This is a genomic window from Mesorhizobium sp. M4B.F.Ca.ET.058.02.1.1 (genome assembly GCF_003952505.1).
Lineage (GTDB): Bacteria > Pseudomonadota > Alphaproteobacteria > Rhizobiales > Rhizobiaceae > Mesorhizobium.
In genome coordinates this window covers 4431237-4445602 of sequence record NZ_CP034450.1, presented here as the reverse complement: position 1 = coordinate 4445602, position 14366 = coordinate 4431237, and the positions used below count along the sequence as shown (strand labels likewise).

The 14366-nt window shown below is 64.6% G+C and carries 14 protein-coding genes and 1 pseudogene; 7 read left to right on the top strand and 8 right to left on the bottom strand.

The genetic code is table 11. The annotated features are described in order from the left end of the window. Window positions 1–26 precede the first annotated feature (26 nt). From atpA to EJ073_RS21815, 4 genes are all read right to left on the bottom strand, one after another. Window positions 27–1556, bottom strand: a complete 1530-nt coding sequence (gene atpA / locus EJ073_RS21830) for a F0F1 ATP synthase subunit alpha (RefSeq protein ID WP_126057605.1) — start codon at window positions 1554–1556, stop codon at window positions 27–29. Further along, a complete protein-coding gene (locus tag EJ073_RS21825) occupies window positions 1556–2116 on the bottom strand; it encodes a F0F1 ATP synthase subunit delta (protein ID WP_126057604.1) in 561 nt (186 codons plus the stop codon). Before EJ073_RS21825 ends, atpA begins: the two co-directional genes overlap by 1 nt. A gap of 246 nt (window positions 2117–2362) precedes the next feature. Continuing rightward, the gene (locus EJ073_RS21820; protein ID WP_126057603.1) at window positions 2363–2758 is read right to left on the bottom strand and encodes a DUF4345 family protein; all 396 of its coding nucleotides are present in this window, start codon (window positions 2756–2758) and stop codon (window positions 2363–2365) included. A gap of 93 nt (window positions 2759–2851) precedes the next feature. After that, window positions 2852–3547, bottom strand: coding sequence for an aspartate/glutamate racemase family protein (locus EJ073_RS21815; protein ID WP_126057602.1), 696 nt, complete (start codon window positions 3545–3547; stop codon window positions 2852–2854). A 62-nt stretch (window positions 3548–3609) separates the two neighbouring features. Here EJ073_RS21815 and EJ073_RS21810 point away from each other — a divergent pair, with 62 nt between their 5' ends. Both EJ073_RS21810 and EJ073_RS21805 read left to right on the top strand, forming a co-directional pair. Beyond that, complete coding sequence (locus tag EJ073_RS21810; protein ID WP_126057601.1) at window positions 3610–3855, top strand: type II toxin-antitoxin system Phd/YefM family antitoxin; 246 nt, start codon at window positions 3610–3612, stop codon at window positions 3853–3855. Continuing rightward, window positions 3852–4307 (top strand): type II toxin-antitoxin system VapC family toxin, encoded by a 456-nt coding sequence (locus tag EJ073_RS21805; protein WP_126057600.1) that lies wholly within the window; start codon window positions 3852–3854, stop codon window positions 4305–4307. The genes EJ073_RS21810 and EJ073_RS21805 overlap by 4 nt, the downstream gene beginning before the upstream one ends. A 10-nt stretch (window positions 4308–4317) precedes the next feature. On the opposite strand, the gene EJ073_RS21800 is transcribed toward EJ073_RS21805, so the two are convergent. Next, the gene (locus EJ073_RS21800; RefSeq protein ID WP_126057599.1) at window positions 4318–6501 is read right to left on the bottom strand and encodes a primosomal protein N'; all 2184 of its coding nucleotides are present in this window, start codon (window positions 6499–6501) and stop codon (window positions 4318–4320) included. An 89-nt stretch (window positions 6502–6590) separates the two neighbouring features. On the opposite strand from EJ073_RS21800, the gene fsa reads away from it, so the two are divergent. Further along, the gene (gene fsa, locus EJ073_RS21795) at window positions 6591–7247 is read left to right on the top strand and encodes a fructose-6-phosphate aldolase (protein ID WP_126057598.1); all 657 of its coding nucleotides are present in this window, start codon (window positions 6591–6593) and stop codon (window positions 7245–7247) included. A gap of 177 nt (window positions 7248–7424) precedes the next feature. Here fsa and lptE read toward each other — a convergent pair whose 3' ends face one another. Next, entirely contained in the window at window positions 7425–7991 is a 567-nt protein-coding gene (lptE, locus tag EJ073_RS21790; protein ID WP_126057597.1) for an LPS assembly lipoprotein LptE, read from the bottom strand. Beyond that, window positions 7978–10605: a leucine--tRNA ligase gene (leuS, locus tag EJ073_RS21785; protein ID WP_126057596.1), complete on the bottom strand. Its 2628-nt coding sequence runs from the start codon at window positions 10603–10605 to the stop codon at window positions 7978–7980. Before leuS ends, lptE begins: the two co-directional genes overlap by 14 nt. Window positions 10606–10752: 147 nt before the next feature. Between leuS and EJ073_RS21780 the strand changes: the two genes are divergently transcribed. The 4 genes and pseudogenes from EJ073_RS21780 (at window position 10753) to EJ073_RS21765 (ending at window position 13318) form a co-directional block, all read left to right on the top strand. Continuing rightward, window positions 10753–11415, top strand: coding sequence for a YggS family pyridoxal phosphate-dependent enzyme (locus EJ073_RS21780; RefSeq protein ID WP_126057595.1), 663 nt, complete (start codon window positions 10753–10755; stop codon window positions 11413–11415). 69 nt (window positions 11416–11484) lie between these two features. After that, entirely contained in the window at window positions 11485–11739 is a 255-nt protein-coding gene (locus tag EJ073_RS21775; protein WP_126057594.1) for a type II toxin-antitoxin system Phd/YefM family antitoxin, read from the top strand. After that, window positions 11740–12147: pseudogene (locus EJ073_RS21770) on the top strand (type II toxin-antitoxin system VapC family toxin). A gap of 121 nt (window positions 12148–12268) precedes the next feature. Then, a complete protein-coding gene (locus tag EJ073_RS21765) occupies window positions 12269–13318 on the top strand; it encodes an aldo/keto reductase (protein ID WP_126057593.1) in 1050 nt (349 codons plus the stop codon). Between the two features lie 62 nt (window positions 13319–13380). Here EJ073_RS21765 and EJ073_RS21760 read toward each other — a convergent pair whose 3' ends face one another. Continuing rightward, window positions 13381–14286 (bottom strand): LysR family transcriptional regulator, encoded by a 906-nt coding sequence (locus EJ073_RS21760; RefSeq protein ID WP_126057592.1) that lies wholly within the window; start codon window positions 14284–14286, stop codon window positions 13381–13383. Between the last annotated feature and the right edge of the window lie 80 nt (window positions 14287–14366).

Genomic DNA, 14366 nt, shown 5'->3' with positions numbered 1-14366 from the left:
CCTGATCCCGTGCGTCCGGCTTCTTCTTAGGCGAAGGTCTTGGCGAAGGCGTCGATCTCGGCCTTGAGCTTGGCGCGCAGATCGTCCGACAGCGCCTTCTCCTTGCGAATGCCGTCGAGCACGTCCTTGCCGGCCGAGCGCATGTGGCTGAGCAGGCCATGCTCGAACTTGCCGACCTGGTTGATCGCCAGCTTGTCGAGGTAACCGTTGACGCCGGCGAAGATCACCGCAACCTGCTCCTCGACCTTGAGCGGCGAGAACTGTGGCTGCTTCAGGAGTTCGGTCAGGCGTGAGCCGCGGTTCAGCAGGCGCTGCGTGGCGGCGTCGAGGTCGGAGCCGAACTGCGCGAAGGCCGCCATTTCGCGATACTGCGCGAGCTCGCCCTTGATCGAGCCGGCAACCTGCTTCATCGCCTTGATCTGCGCCGACGAACCGACGCGCGACACCGACAGGCCGACATTGACCGCCGGGCGGATGCCCTGGAAGAACAGGTTGGTTTCGAGGAAGATCTGGCCGTCGGTGATCGAGATCACGTTGGTCGGGATGTAGGCCGACACGTCGTTGGCCTGCGTCTCGATGATCGGCAGCGCGGTCAGCGAACCGCCGCCCAGATCGTCGTTGAGCTTTGCGGCGCGCTCGAGCAGGCGCGAGTGCAGGTAGAAGACGTCGCCCGGATAGGCTTCGCGGCCCGGCGGGCGGCGCAGCAGCAGCGACATCTGGCGATAGGCGACGGCCTGCTTCGACAGGTCGTCATAGCTGATCAGCGCGTGCATGCCGTTGTCGCGGAAATATTCGCCCATGGTGGCGCCGGTGAACGGCGCCAGGAACTGCATCGGCGCCGGGTCGGAAGCGGTGGCGGCAACGACGATCGAATATTCAAGCGCGCCGCGCTCCTCGAGAACCTTGACGAACTGCGCGACGGTCGAGCGCTTCTGGCCGACGGCGACGTAGACGCAGTAGAGCTTTTCCTTTTCGGGGCCGTTTTCGTGCACCGACTTCTGGTTCAGCATCGTGTCGAGAATGATCGCGGTCTTGCCGGTCTGGCGATCGCCGATGACCAGCTCGCGCTGGCCGCGGCCGACCGGGATCAGCGCATCGATGGCCTTGAGGCCGGTCGACATCGGCTCGTTCACCGACTTGCGCGGAATGATGCCGGGCGCCTTGACGTCGACGCGCTTGCGTTCGGTCGCCTTGATCGGGCCTTTGCCGTCGATCGGGTTGCCGAGCGCATCGACGACGCGGCCGAGCAGGCCCATGCCGACAGGCGCGTCGACGATGGCGCCGGTGCGCTTGACGGTGTCGCCTTCCTTGATGTCGCGGTCGTTGCCGAAGATGACGACGCCGACATTGTCGGCTTCGAGGTTCAGCGCCATGCCGCGGATGCCGCCGGGGAATTCGACCATTTCACCGGCCTGGACATTGTCGAGGCCATAGACGCGGGCGATGCCGTCACCGACGGACAGCACCTGGCCGACTTCGGAGACCTCGGCCTCCTTGCCGAAATTCTTGATCTGGTCTTTCAGAATTGCGGAAATTTCCGCGGCGCGGATGTCCATCAGCCGACCTCTTTCAGTGCAAGCTTGAGCGAATTGAGTTTGGTTTTGAGCGACGTATCGATCTGGCGCGAGCCCATCTTGACCACCAGCCCGCCGAGCAGCGACGGGTCGACGGTGACCGTGATGGCCACGTCCTTGCCGGCAACGCCCTTCAGCGCCGCCTTCAGTTCGGTCTCCTGCGCCGCCGTCAGCGCATGCGCCGAGGTGACCTCGGCCGAAGCCTCGCCACGATGATCGGCGGCGATGCGGCGGAAAGCCTTGATCATGCCGGGCACTGCGAACAGGCGGCGGTTCTTGGCGACGACGCGCAGGAAATTGCCGGCGAGCCCGCCGAGCTTTGCCTTGGCGACGATCGCGGCGATCGCCTTGGCCTGATCCTCGCTGGAGAACACCGGGCTGTTGATCAGCCGGGAAAGATCGGCGCTGCCTTCAAGCAGCGCCTCGAAACTGGTGAGGTCGGCCTCGACCTGGGCGACCGAATTTGCCTGCAGCGCGAGTTCGAACAGCGAACCCGCATAGCGTTCTGCGACAGCTGAGATTGGCGATGACGATTGAGCCACGGACCGTCTTTTCTCTTGTCTGACAGGCCGCAGATTGTTGGCGCGAGCGAGAACTCTGGCTAAATCTTTGACCTTACTGCATTTTTCCAAGCACGGAGGCGCGGCTTCCGCTATCCCCGGCCGAAAGTCGATTGCCGTCTAGCACAGGCCTTTTAAGACCGCAATGCGTCGTCCGGCATGGTTTTCAGGCACTTTTGTCGCATCCGGCGGTAGAGCCCGGCCGCAAGCGGCGGATTAGTCGGTGATTCAGGGCAAAAAGCCGAAAGCAAAGGCCAGCGGCAACGCCGCCAGCACCAGTTCAACCACGATGGAAGCCCAATTGAAAGGGGTGTTGGCGCCGTCCGACATCATCGACAGCAAACGGCCGAAAGCGGTGAACAGCCAGGAGAAGCCGAGCGCCATGTAAAGCAGCGGCTGCGCGAGCAGGATGCAGCACAGGCTGACGCCGAGATAGAAGCCCGACATGCGGCCGCGCCCCTCGGCGATCGCCGCCGCCTTCTCCGGCCTGGCCTGCAGCCTGAGGATCCTGAAAGCGAGGTTCGGCGCCAGGAACAGCAACAGGCCGATCAGCAAGGTCGCCACGGCGCTCGACCATGCCAGCCACTCGCCCTGGCTCATCGGCCACGGAAACGCAAATTCCATCTTGCCCCCTCGTAAATGCCTGTTTGAAAACCGGGGCATTCTAGCGGAGGAAAAGCCGCGCGCCAGATGGCGCCGGAACTTTAGGAAGGCGTATCAAGACAGGGCGAATGCGACCGCCGCCTCGGCGTGCAGGCGCGTGGTGTCGAACACCGGAATGTCGAAGTCCGCCTGGCCGATCAGCATGGTGATCTCGGTGCAGCCCATGATGACGCCGTCGATGTTCTCATCGCGCCGCAGGCGGCCAACTTCCTCGACATAGGCCACATGCGATTCGGATTTGACGATGCCTTGGCAGAGTTCGTCATAGATCACCCGGTGTACCATGTCGCGGCCGGCCTGGCCGGGCACCACCGGCTGCAGGCCATACTTCTCGGCAAGCCGGCCCTTGTAGAAATCCTGCTCCATGGTGAAGCGCGTGGCGAGCAGCGCCGGCCGCCGGACGCCGGCATCCCTGACCGCGACCGCCGTAGCATCGGCGATGTGGATTAGCGGTATCGACACTGCCGCCTGTACCTCATCCGCCAGCCTGTGCATGGTGTTGGTGCAGACCACCAGGCCGTCCGCACCACCCGCCTCCAGCTTGCGCGCAGCCTCGACAAGAAGCACGCCCGCTCCCCGCCAGTCGCCGGCATGCTGGCGCTCGCCGATCTCGGCGAAGTCGAACGACCACAGAAGCAGCTTCGCCGAATGGAGGCCACCGAGCCGCTCACGCACGATCTCGTTGAGCAGTCGATAGTAGATGGCGGTCGATTCCCAGCTCATGCCGCCGATGAGGCCAAGGGTTTTCACGGTGGCTGTTCCTTTCCAGCAATTCCTATATTATGACCACATGAGACTACAAGGAGGCAGTTATGAAGACGATGCAGGTTCGGGAGGCCAAGGCAGGTTTCTCAGCGCTCGTCGAGGCCGCCGAGAATGGTGAGCCTACCGTCATCACAAAGCATGGCAAACCAACGGCCATGGTTGTCCCGATTGAAGAGGGGCAGAAGCTCTATCCGCAAAACAGCCAGCAGGACTTCGTGGATTTCCTGCTTCATTACCCCGGCGGCATCGAGTTTGAGCGAAACGAATCGCCGTCCCGGGACGTCGAGTTTTGACTGGCTATCTGCTGGATACGTCGTTCCTGTCGGCCTTTGAACCTGACCGTGCTCCCCTTCCCTCGCACGTTCAGACATGGGTTGCCGAACAGCGGGCGCGCGGCTCATGGCATATGTCTTCCATTGTCGTTCTGGAGGTGGAAAAGGGCATTGCGAAGCTGAAGCGATCTGGCGCGAATTCGAAGGCGGCACGTATTGGCGAATGGTTCGAACGGCTGCTGGCGGAATTCGACCAGCGCATTCTGCCAGTCGACACGGCAATCGCGAGGGAAGCCGGCAAATTGGAGGATGCCGCTCTCGCCAGAGGCTTTAACCCGGGCTTGGCGGACATCCTGATCGCCGCGACCGCTCGTTTGAATGGCCTCTCAGTCTTGACGGCCAATGTCCGGCATTTTGCGGTTCTGGATGTACCCTACCTGGACCCCTTCGCTGAGACTGGTCCACGGGAGTAGTTTCGTAATCTCACAAAAAGCTCTGCGGATCGATATCGACCTGCACCCGAACCGAGCCGCGCAATTTCGGCCCTTCGGCCAGCATGGCGCGGATGAAGCCCTGCATGTCGGCGCGCCGCTCGCCCTGGATCAGCAGGCGGAAGCGGTGGCGCCCGCCGAGCAGTGACAACGGCGCCTCGGCCGGGCCCAGCACGAACAGGTCCGCCGCCTGCGGCGCGGTGCGGCGCAGGCCGCGCGCATGCGCCTCCGCTTCGGCCCGCGTCGCGGCGCTGACGATGACGCCGGCGAGCCGGCCGAAGGGCGGCAGCGCCGCCCGCTCGCGCTCGGCGATCTCGCGCTCGTAAAAGGCCTCGGCGTCACCGGAGACGATGGCCCGCATCACCGGATGGTCCGGCTGGTAGGTCTGCAGCAGACCGAGGCTCTTCTTGCCGGTGCGGCCGGCGCGGCCCGTCACCTGGCTGAGCAGCTGGAAGGTGCGCTCGGCGGCGCGCGGATCGCCATTGGCGAGGCCGAGATCGGCGTCGACCACGCCGACCAGTGTCATATTGGGAAAATTGTGGCCCTTGGCGACGAGTTGCGTGCCGATGACGATGTCGGCCTCGCCATTGGCGATGGCTTCCAACTCGAGCCGCAGCCGGCGCACGCCACCCATCAGGTCCGACGACAAGACGATGGTGCGGGCGTCCGGAAAATGCGTCACCACCTCCTCGGCGATGCGCTCGACGCCGGGACCGCAGGCGACGAGATGGTCGAGCGTGCCGCATTCCGGGCAGGACTCCGGCCGCCGCTCATTGTGCCCACAATGGTGGCAGACGAGTTGGCCGCGGAAGCGGTGCTCGACCAGCCAGGCCGAGCAGACCGGACAGCCGAAGCGATGGCCGCACACACGGCAAAGCGTCAGCGGCGCATAGCCGCGCCGGTTGAGGAACAGCAGCGACTGTTCTTTTTTCCCTAGCGTGCGCTCCATTTGCTCGAGCAGGACGGCCGACAGGAAACCGCCGCGCGCCGGCGGCGCCCGTCGCATGTCGATCGACTTCAAGTCGGGCAGCGCCGCCTCGGCAAAGCGCGACGAAAGCACTGCCCGATGATAGCGGCCCTGGCTGGCATTGACCCGGCTTTCGACCGACGGCGTCGCCGAGGCGAGCACGATCGGGAAGCCGCCTATGTGGCCGCGCACCACCGCCATGTCGCGCGCATTGTAGAAGACGCGGTCCTCTTGCTTGTAGGCGGGGTCGTGCTCTTCGTCGACGACGATCAGGCCGAGCTCCGGGAACGGCAGGAACAGCGCCGAGCGCGCCCCGGCAACAACGCGCACGCCGCCTTCCGCCACCTGCCGCCAGACTTTTTCGCGCATTCTCGGCGGCAGGTCCGAGTGCCATTCCGCCGGCTTGGCGCCGAAACGGTCCTGGAAGCGTTCCAGGAAGGCGTGCGTCAGCGCGATTTCCGGCAGCAGGATCAGCACCTGCTTGCCCTGGTCGAGCGCCGCCGCCACCGCCTCGAAATAGACTTCCGTCTTGCCGGATCCGGTGACGCCGTCGAGCAGGGTGACGCCAAAGGCGTTCGCCGCGACGCCGGCGCGCAGCATGGCCGCCGCGTCCTCCTGGTCGGGCATCAGCGTCGGCTGCGCATAGGCCGGATCAGGCGCTGCCACCACCGGCCGCGGCGGGATCATCACCGTCTCGAACACGCCTTGCGCCCGCAAGCCGTCGATGACCGCCGACGATACGCCGGCCGCATGCGCCAGGCCCGAGCGCGTCCAGGCAAGGCCGCCCTCGGCCGTCTCCAGCACGCGCGCCCTCGCCTCGGTCATCCGGTCGGGTCTAGCCAGGGTGAGCTGCAGGCCTTCGATCCAGGGCTCCGGGTCGAAGGCCTCCGGCGCACGCAGCAGCATGCGCGCCACCATGCCCGGGGCCGACAGCGTGTACTGCGCGATCCAGTCGACGAAGCGGCGCATCGCGCGGTCGATCGGCGGGCAATCGAAGACCAGCTCGATCGGCCGCAATTTCCTTGCGTCGACCGTTTCGACGGCGCCGTCCCAGACGATGCCGGCGACCTGGCGGGGGCCCAGCGGCACGCGCACGATCGAGCCCGGCACCACGCGCATGCCGGCCGGCACCGCATAGGTGTAGGGCCGCTCGGCCGGCATCGGCACCAGCACCGGCGCGGCGGCGACAAAGGGCGAATCTTCCATCATGAGGCGTGACCTTGCCCCGACTTTGGTCTAGAGCAAAGGCCGACCCCCAAGCTGCATGTCATGCACATGAAAATCTTCAGGAGACCGCGATGAAATTTTTTGTCGACACCGCCGATATCAAGGAAATCCGCGAGCTGAACGATCTGGGGCTGCTCGATGGCGTCACCACCAATCCCTCGCTGATCCTGAAATCGGGCGGCAAGATTGCCGAGGTCACCAAGCAGATCTGCGACATCGTCGAAGGTCCGGTCTCGGCCGAGGTCGTGGCGACCGAATACCAGCAGATGATGGCCGAGGCGGAGGTACTGGCCAAGATCGCCCCCAATGTCTGCATCAAGGTGCCGCTGACACTCGACGGGCTGAAGGCCTGCAAGACGATCCGCACCGAGATGAAGCGCATGGTCAACGTCACGCTCTGCTTCTCCGCCAACCAGGCGCTGCTCGCCGCCAAGGCCGGCGCCTCCTTCATCTCGCCCTTCGTCGGCCGCATCGACGACACCGGCTCGGACGGCATGGAGCTGATCCAGGAGATCAGGCAGATCTACGACAATTACGACTTCCAGACCGAGATCCTGACCGCCTCGGTGCGCACTGTGAACCACGTCAAGCAGGCGGCGCTGATCGGCGCCGACGTCATCACCGCGCCGCCGGCGACGCTGAAGGCGCTGGTCAGCCATCCGCTGACCGACAAGGGCCTCGCCGCCTTCCTCGCCGACTGGGCCAAGACCGGCCAGAAAATCGGCTGATCTCGTCAGGTAAGAAAAAAGGCCGGGCGACCGGCCTTTTTTGGTGAATGCATACTTGTGCGCTTGGGTGTGTTGAGAGTCAGGTCAAGCCACGCCGAGAACGGTGGTTTCCGAGAGCCAGAGCGGAGCGTACTTGAAGGCAGGCCGGCCTCACCTGAATATCAATACGCCTCAGGCCTACTTGCCGTGCTTGATCAAGTCCTGCGCGACGGCGAGCCTGAGCAGGTCCGCCAGCTCGCGCGCTGCGCGGTTCTCGGCATCGATCTGCGCCCGGTAAGATGCATATTCCTGACGCGGCCGGTCGAAGGATGACGGCACCGAGCGCTTGCCCGTGGCGATGACCGTGCCGGTGGTGTCCCGCAGTACATAATTCGCGGTCAATGTCACCGTGCCGGCCGTCGGTTCGTCCTCGTCGGTCTGGATCTGCACCAGGGCCGCCGATTCGACCAGCTCGGTGACGCCGAGATCGAGCGTATAGGCAGGCGTAGCCGGTTCGCCGGCGCCCTGGCCGAGCGCGAAGATCAGATTATTGCGCACCTGCTGGGCATAGCGGGTCTTGACCGGCTTGACCGAGATCGACGCCAGTTCGGCGGCGGCGCCGACAGTCGAGCCGGCGGTAAGCGGCGCGTTCGAATAGAGCGGCCTGACGGTGCAGGCCGACACCAATGCCAGCGAGGCGACCAGGCCGTACAGCGCGGTGCGGCGGAGCGAGCGCGTCGTCTTTCCGAAATCAGGCAACGACATTGACGATCCTCTGCGGCACGATGATCACCTTGCGGGGCGCCTTACCTTCCAGCGCTTTCTGCACGAAGTCGAGGGCCAGCACCGCTTTTTCGACCGCACCTTGGTCCGCGTCGCGGGCAATTGTCAAATCCCCGCGCTTCTTGCCGTTGACCTGCACCGGCAGCACGATCTCGTTGTCGACGACGAGCGCCGGATCGAAGACCGGCCATGGCCGTTCGGCGACCATTTCGGTGCCGCCCAGCGTCTCCCAGCACTCCTCGGCCAGATGCGGCATGACCGGCGCCATCAGATGCACTAGGATCTCCACCGCCTCGCGGCAGGCGCCTTTCAGCGCCGCATCGGCCTTGCCTTCTGCCGCCTCGTTGAGCGGCGTGGTCAATGCATTGGCCAGCTCGTAGATGCGGGCTATGGCGCGGTTGAAGCCGAGCTTCTCGATATCCTCGCCGACCGCCTTGAGGATTTTGTGCGCGGCCTTGGAGACAGCGCCCGCCTCGCCCTCCCGCGCCGCCTCTGGCTTGACGCCGGCCAGCGATTCGGCCGCGATCGACACCAGGCGCCAGATGCGCTGGACGAAGCGATGCGCGCCGGCGGCGCCGTCGTCGGTCCATTCGACGTCGCGCTCGGGCGGCGAATCCGACAGCATGAACCAGCGCGCGGTATCGGCGCCGTAGCCGTCGGTGATCTCTTCCGGGCTCACCGTGTTCTTCTTCGACTTCGACATCTTCTCAAGCGGGCCGATGACGGCCTCCTCGCCGGTGGCGATGTCGACGGCGCGGCGCTTGCCGCCATCGTCCTCGAGCCTGACTTCGCTCGGCGACAGCCAGCGTCCGTTGTTGGACGGGCCGCCGACACGGTAGGTCTCATGCACCACCATGCCTTGCGTGAACAGGCCCTTGAACGGCTCGGCGAGATCGAGATGGCCGGTCTCGCGCATGGCGCGGGTGAAGAAGCGCGAATAGAGCAAGTGCAGGATCGCGTGCTCGATGCCGCCAATATATTGGTCGACCGCCAGCCACTCATTGGCCGCCTTCGGGTCGGTCGGATCGTTGGCCCAGGGCGCGGTGAAGCGCGCGAAATACCAGGACGAATCGACGAACGTGTCCATCGTGTCCGTCTCGCGCCGCGCCGGCTTGCCGCATTGCGGGCAATTGACGTGCCGCCAGGTGGGGTGGCGATCGAGCGGGTTGCCCGGCCGGTCGAACTCGATGTCGTCGGGCAGCTTGACCGGCAGGTCGGCCTTCGGCACCGGCACCACCCCGCAATCCTCGCAATGGATCATCGGGATCGGGCAGCCCCAATAGCGCTGGCGCGAAATGCCCCAGTCGCGCAGGCGGAAGTTCACCTTGCGCTCGGCCATCGGCCGGTTACCGATTGTCTTCTTTTCCAGAAGCCTGGCCACCTCGTCGAAGGCCTTCTCCGGCTTCATGCCGTCGAGGAAGCGCGAATTGATCATCACGCCGTCGTCGACATAGGCCTCCTCGATGATCTGGAAGGTCTTGGCGTCGCCGCCTTCCGGCATCACCACCGGGATCACCGGCAGGCCGTATTTGTTGGCGAAGTCGAGGTCGCGCTGGTCGCCGGACGGGCAGCCGAAGATGGCGCCGGTGCCGTATTCCATCAGCACGAAATTGGCGACATAGACCGGCAGCGTCCAGTTCTCGTCGAACGGATGGACGACGCGGATGCCGGTGTCGAAGCCCTTCTTCTCGGCCGTCTCCAGCGCCGCCACCGAGGTGCCCATGTGGCGGACCTCGTCGATGAACTTGGCCAGCTCGACATTATCCTCGGCAGCCTTCTTGGCCAGCGGATGGTCGGCGGCGACCGCCATGAACGAGGCGCCGAAGATAGTGTCCGGCCTGGTCGTGTAGACCTCCAGCTCATGCTCGCCGGCGACCGGCTTGGCCAGCGGCCAGCGGATCAGCAGCCCTTCCGAGCGGCCGATCCAGTTGTGCTGCATCAGCTTGACCTTCTCCGGCCATTCGTCGAGGCCTTCGAGCGAATCCAGCAGGTCCTGCGCGAAGTCGGTGATCTTGAAGAACCACTGCGTCAGTTCCCGCTGCTCGACCAGCGCGCCGGAGCGCCAGCCGCGACCGTCGATGACCTGCTCGTTGGCGAGCACCGTCATGTCCTCCGGGTCCCAGTTGACCTTGGAGGATTTGCGCGTCACCAGCCCCTTCTCGACGAAGTCGAGGAACAGCATCTGCTGGCGGTGGTAGTAGTCGACGTCGCAGGTGGCGAACTCGCGCGCCCAGTCCAGCGACAGGCCCATGACCTTGAGCTGCTCGCGCATGGTGGCGATGTTCTCATAGGTCCAGTCCTTGGGGTGGACCTTGTTCTGCATCGCCGCGTTCTCGGCCGGCATGCCGAAGGCATCCCAGCCCATCGGGTGCAGCACGTTAAAACCCTTGGCGCGCTTGTAGCGCGCCACGACGTCGCCCATCGTATAGTTGCGGGTATGGCCGATATGGATGCGCCCCGACGGATAGGGGAACATCTCGAGCACGTAGTATTTCGGCTTCGGATCGGCGTTGTCGGCCTCGAACAGCTTCTTTTCGGCCCAGGCCTTCTGCCATTTGGGCTCTGACGCGCGCGGATTGTATCGTTCGGTTGCCATCGGATGTTTTTCACTTAAAAGCTGGCACGAACCGCGGGGCAATGCCCGGCGGCCCAGGAAAATGTCGTCGCGGTGTTCATCATGGATTGCCGGACCCGTCAACTGCGGCGAGCCGGCGAGGACCAAAACTACAGGCAGGATATGGGCATGACGAGCGCCGTCGAACAGCTTTTTGCCGTCAAGGCAAGGATTGCCGCCGCCGAGCGCGAGGCCGGCCGCGACCAAGGCGCGGTCACGCTGGTGGCGGTGTCGAAGACCTTCGAGGCCGCATCGATCAGCCCGGTCATCGAGGCCGGCCAGCGCGTCTTCGGCGAAAACCGCGTGCAGGAAGCGCAAGGCAAATGGCCGGCGCTGAAGCATCTATTTCCCGGCATCGAATTGCATCTGATCGGTCCGCTGCAGTCGAACAAGGCCAGGGAAGCGGTCACGCTGTTCGACGTCATCGAGACCGTGGACCGCGAGAAGATCGCCGCCGAACTCGCCAAGGAGATGGCGAGACAGGGCCGGACACCAAAACTCTACGTTCAGGTCAACACCGGCTCGGAGCCGCAAAAGGCCGGCATCGAGCCGCGCGAGGCGGTCGCCTTCGTCAAGCGCTGCCGCGAGGTCCACGGCCTTGCGGTCGAAGGCCTGATGTGCATTCCGCCAGCCGACGAGAACCCCGGCCCGCATTTCGCGCTGCTGGAGAAGCTCGGCAAGGAGGCTGGGGTCGCAAAGCTGTCGATGGGCATGTCCGGCGACTACGAGACGGCGATCGCCTTCGGCGCGACCAGCGTCAGGGTCGGCTCGGCGATCTTCGGCAGCCGATAACTGGGCGATGAACCTCGCCGCAAAGGCTTGCCAGATGTATATCCAGCCAAGCTAGCTAGGACGGTCTTCATGAACTGGCATCTACAGGACGCAAAAAACAATTTTTCGAAAGTGTTTCAGCGGGCGCGAACCGAAGGGCCACAGACCGTGACACTTCGCGGTGAACGGGCTGCAGTTGTCCTGTCCGTGGAGGACTACGATCGCCTTGCCGGAAAGAAGAAATCGCTTGCCGAATATCTTCTGACCGGCCCCGGGTGGGACGATGAGTTTGACGAGGAAATCACCCGTCGCCGGAATACGATGATCCGGGACATCGACCTCTGAATATACCTGCTGGATACGAACGTCGCTTCGGATACGCAGAGGCGCCTGCCGAAGCCGCCTGCGTGGGTGGCTTCGATCGATCCGGCGTCGATCAGCCTTAGCGTCATTACCCTTGGCGAGATCGAGCGAGGGATCGTCAAGCAGCGCAAGGTTGACCCTGAAAGGGCGGCCCGGCTCGATATCTGGCTGCGAGAGTTGCGAAGAGACAATGCAGACTGCATTCTTCCAATCACCGAAGAGATTGCGTTGGCAGGGGCCGCATCACGGCAGGTCGTACGCGAGGTAGCGCAGACACACTGATAGCAGCGACAGCCCTCGTCCATGACCTAATCGTGGTTACGCGCAATGTCTGACTTCGAAGACATCGGCGTTACCGTACTTAATCCCTGGGAACCACCTACTGCCTAGCGGTGGCTGCCCGACGGTTCTCTTGAGCCAGTTGCTCGCCACGCTTGCTCCAAGCTCTTGAAACGGAACGTACCGTTCCTATTTTCTCCAGCGTCATTCCCATCTCCCTGGAGCTCCCAACATGCGCTACAATCAACTCGGAAACACCGGCCTGTTCGTCTCCGAACTTTGCCTCGGCACCATGACCTTCGGCGCCGCCGGCGAGAACGCCCAATGGGGCCTGATCGCCAGCCTCGACCAGAAAGGCGTCAACGAGATCGTCGGCCGCTCGATTGCCGCCGGCGTCAACTTCTTCGACACGGCCGACGTCTATTCATTCGGCGCCTCCGAAAGACTGCTCGGCCAGTCGCTCCGCGATCTCGGCGTCAAAAGGTCGGACGTCATCATCGCCACCAAGGTGCATGGCGTCATGGGCGAGGGCCCGAACCAGCGCGGCTCCTCGCGCGGCCACATCATGGATTCGGTCGACGCCAGCCTCGAACGGCTGCAGCTCGATCACATCGACCTCTACCAGCTGCACGGCACCGACACGGTGAGCCCGATCGACGAGACGCTGCGGGCGCTCGACGATCTCGTGTCCAGCGGCAAGGTGCGTTACGTCGGCGTCTCGAACTGGCAGGCCTGGCGCATCGCCAAGGCGCTGGGCATTGCCGAGCGCAGGGGCCTTGCCCGCTTCGAAACCGTGCAATCCTACTATTCGATCGCCGGCCGCGACCTCGAACGCGAGATCGTGCCGCTGCTCAATGAGGAGAAGCTCGGCCTGATGGTCTGGTCACCGATGGCCGGCGGGCTGCTCTCCGGCAAATACGGTCCGGGCGCGCCTGGCAATGGCGAAGGCCGACGCGCCTCCTTCAACTTTCCGCCGGTCAACGAGGATCGCGCCTGGGCAGCCGTCGCTGTCATGCGCGAACTCGCCAGGAAGCACGATGTCAGCGTTGCCACCGTGGCGCTCGGCTACGTGCTGGCAAAACCCTTCGTGATGAGCGTCATCATCGGCGCCAGCCGCATGGACCAGCTCGAGCAGAACCTCGCCGCCACCGCGCTGAAGCTCGACGCCGAGGATATCGCCAGGCTGGACGAGGTCAGCACACTGCCCTCCGAATATCCTGGCTGGATGCTGGAGCGGCAGGGCGCTGGCCGGCGCCCGGCGCCGTTCGTGCCGAAGGCCTAGTTCGTCCGCTTCGTCTGAGCAGCCGCGCGTCCCTCGGGCGCGCGGCATTTTTCGTGCCCCGTTCAGAGCCGCACCGTTTCGACCAGAAAATCGAGAAAGGCACGCACCCTGGCCGGCAGGTGCTTGCCCTGGCCGACATAGACGGCGTGGGTCATTTCCTCGTCGCCGGGATTGAAATCCTCGAGCAACGGCACCAGCCGGCCGGCGGCGATGTCGGGCTCGACATGCCAGCGCGCCAGCCGGGCGATGCCCGCGCCGGCAAGCGCCATCAGCCGCATCGCCTCGCCGTCGCTGACCTGGGCATTGCCCTTGATTGGGACTACGGTGGCACGGCCGGCCCTGTCGGCAAACGGCCAGCCGTCGATATGGCGCGCGAAGCGGAAGCCCATGCGGTTGTGGCGGTCGAGATCGGCCGGCGTGCGCGGCGTGTCGTGCGCATCGAGGTAAGAGGGTGCTGCGACCACCACCACGCCGCTCTGTCCGAGCTTGCGCGCCACCAGCCGCGATTCGCCGAGTGGCCCGGCGCGGATGGCGACGTCGGCGCGCTCCTCCATCAGGTCGATGACATGGTCGGTCAGGACGACGTCGACCGAGATTTCGGGATAGCGCTCCAGGAAGCGCGGCAAAAGCGGGATCAGCCGATGCTGGCCGAACGGCACATAGGAGTTGATCCTGAGCAGACCGCGCGGCGCGGCACCGGCTGCTGCCTCGCGCTCGGCCGCCGCCATGTCGGCCAGGATGCGCACGCCGCTGTCGTGGAAGGCGGCCCCTTCCGGCGTGAGCTGCAGCCTGCGCGTCGAACGGCTGACAAGGCGGGCGCCGAGCCGCGCTTCCAGCCGCGCGATCAGCTTGCTCACCGCCGACGGCGTCATGCGCAGCGCCCGCGCCGCCGCCGAAAAGCTGCCAGCCTCGACGACGCGAACAAACACCTCGATCTCGCCAGAGCGGTTTATCTCTGATCTCGCCATCTATGAATCTATTTCATAATCGATGTGCCTCGGGCAAGTCTGGCTCACAGACGGTAGCAACACGATCTTCCGAGCCGGGA

Excerpts from the sequence above, each read along its gene's own strand:
- atpA (WP_126057605.1), bottom strand. The coding sequence starts at position 1,556 with ATGGACATCCGCGCCGCGGAAATTTCCGCAATTCTGAAAGACCAGATC.
- EJ073_RS21820 (WP_126057603.1), bottom strand. The coding sequence starts at position 2,758 with ATGGAATTTGCGTTTCCGTGGCCGATGAGCCAGGGCGAGTGGCTGGCA.
- EJ073_RS21810 (WP_126057601.1), top strand. The coding sequence starts at position 3,610 with ATGAAGACGATGCAGGTTCGGGAGGCCAAGGCAGGTTTCTCAGCGCTC.
- EJ073_RS21800 (WP_126057599.1), bottom strand. The coding sequence starts at position 6,501 with ATGATGGAAGATTCGCCCTTTGTCGCCGCCGCGCCGGTGCTGGTGCCG.
- fsa (WP_126057598.1), top strand. The coding sequence starts at position 6,591 with ATGAAATTTTTTGTCGACACCGCCGATATCAAGGAAATCCGCGAGCTG.
- lptE (WP_126057597.1), bottom strand. The coding sequence starts at position 7,991 with ATGTCGTTGCCTGATTTCGGAAAGACGACGCGCTCGCTCCGCCGCACC.
- leuS (WP_126057596.1), bottom strand. The coding sequence starts at position 10,605 with ATGGCAACCGAACGATACAATCCGCGCGCGTCAGAGCCCAAATGGCAG.
- EJ073_RS21780 (WP_126057595.1), top strand. The coding sequence starts at position 10,753 with ATGACGAGCGCCGTCGAACAGCTTTTTGCCGTCAAGGCAAGGATTGCC.
- EJ073_RS21775 (WP_126057594.1), top strand. The coding sequence starts at position 11,485 with ATGAACTGGCATCTACAGGACGCAAAAAACAATTTTTCGAAAGTGTTT.
- EJ073_RS21765 (WP_126057593.1), top strand. The coding sequence starts at position 12,269 with ATGCGCTACAATCAACTCGGAAACACCGGCCTGTTCGTCTCCGAACTT.
- EJ073_RS21760 (WP_126057592.1), bottom strand. The coding sequence starts at position 14,286 with ATGGCGAGATCAGAGATAAACCGCTCTGGCGAGATCGAGGTGTTTGTT.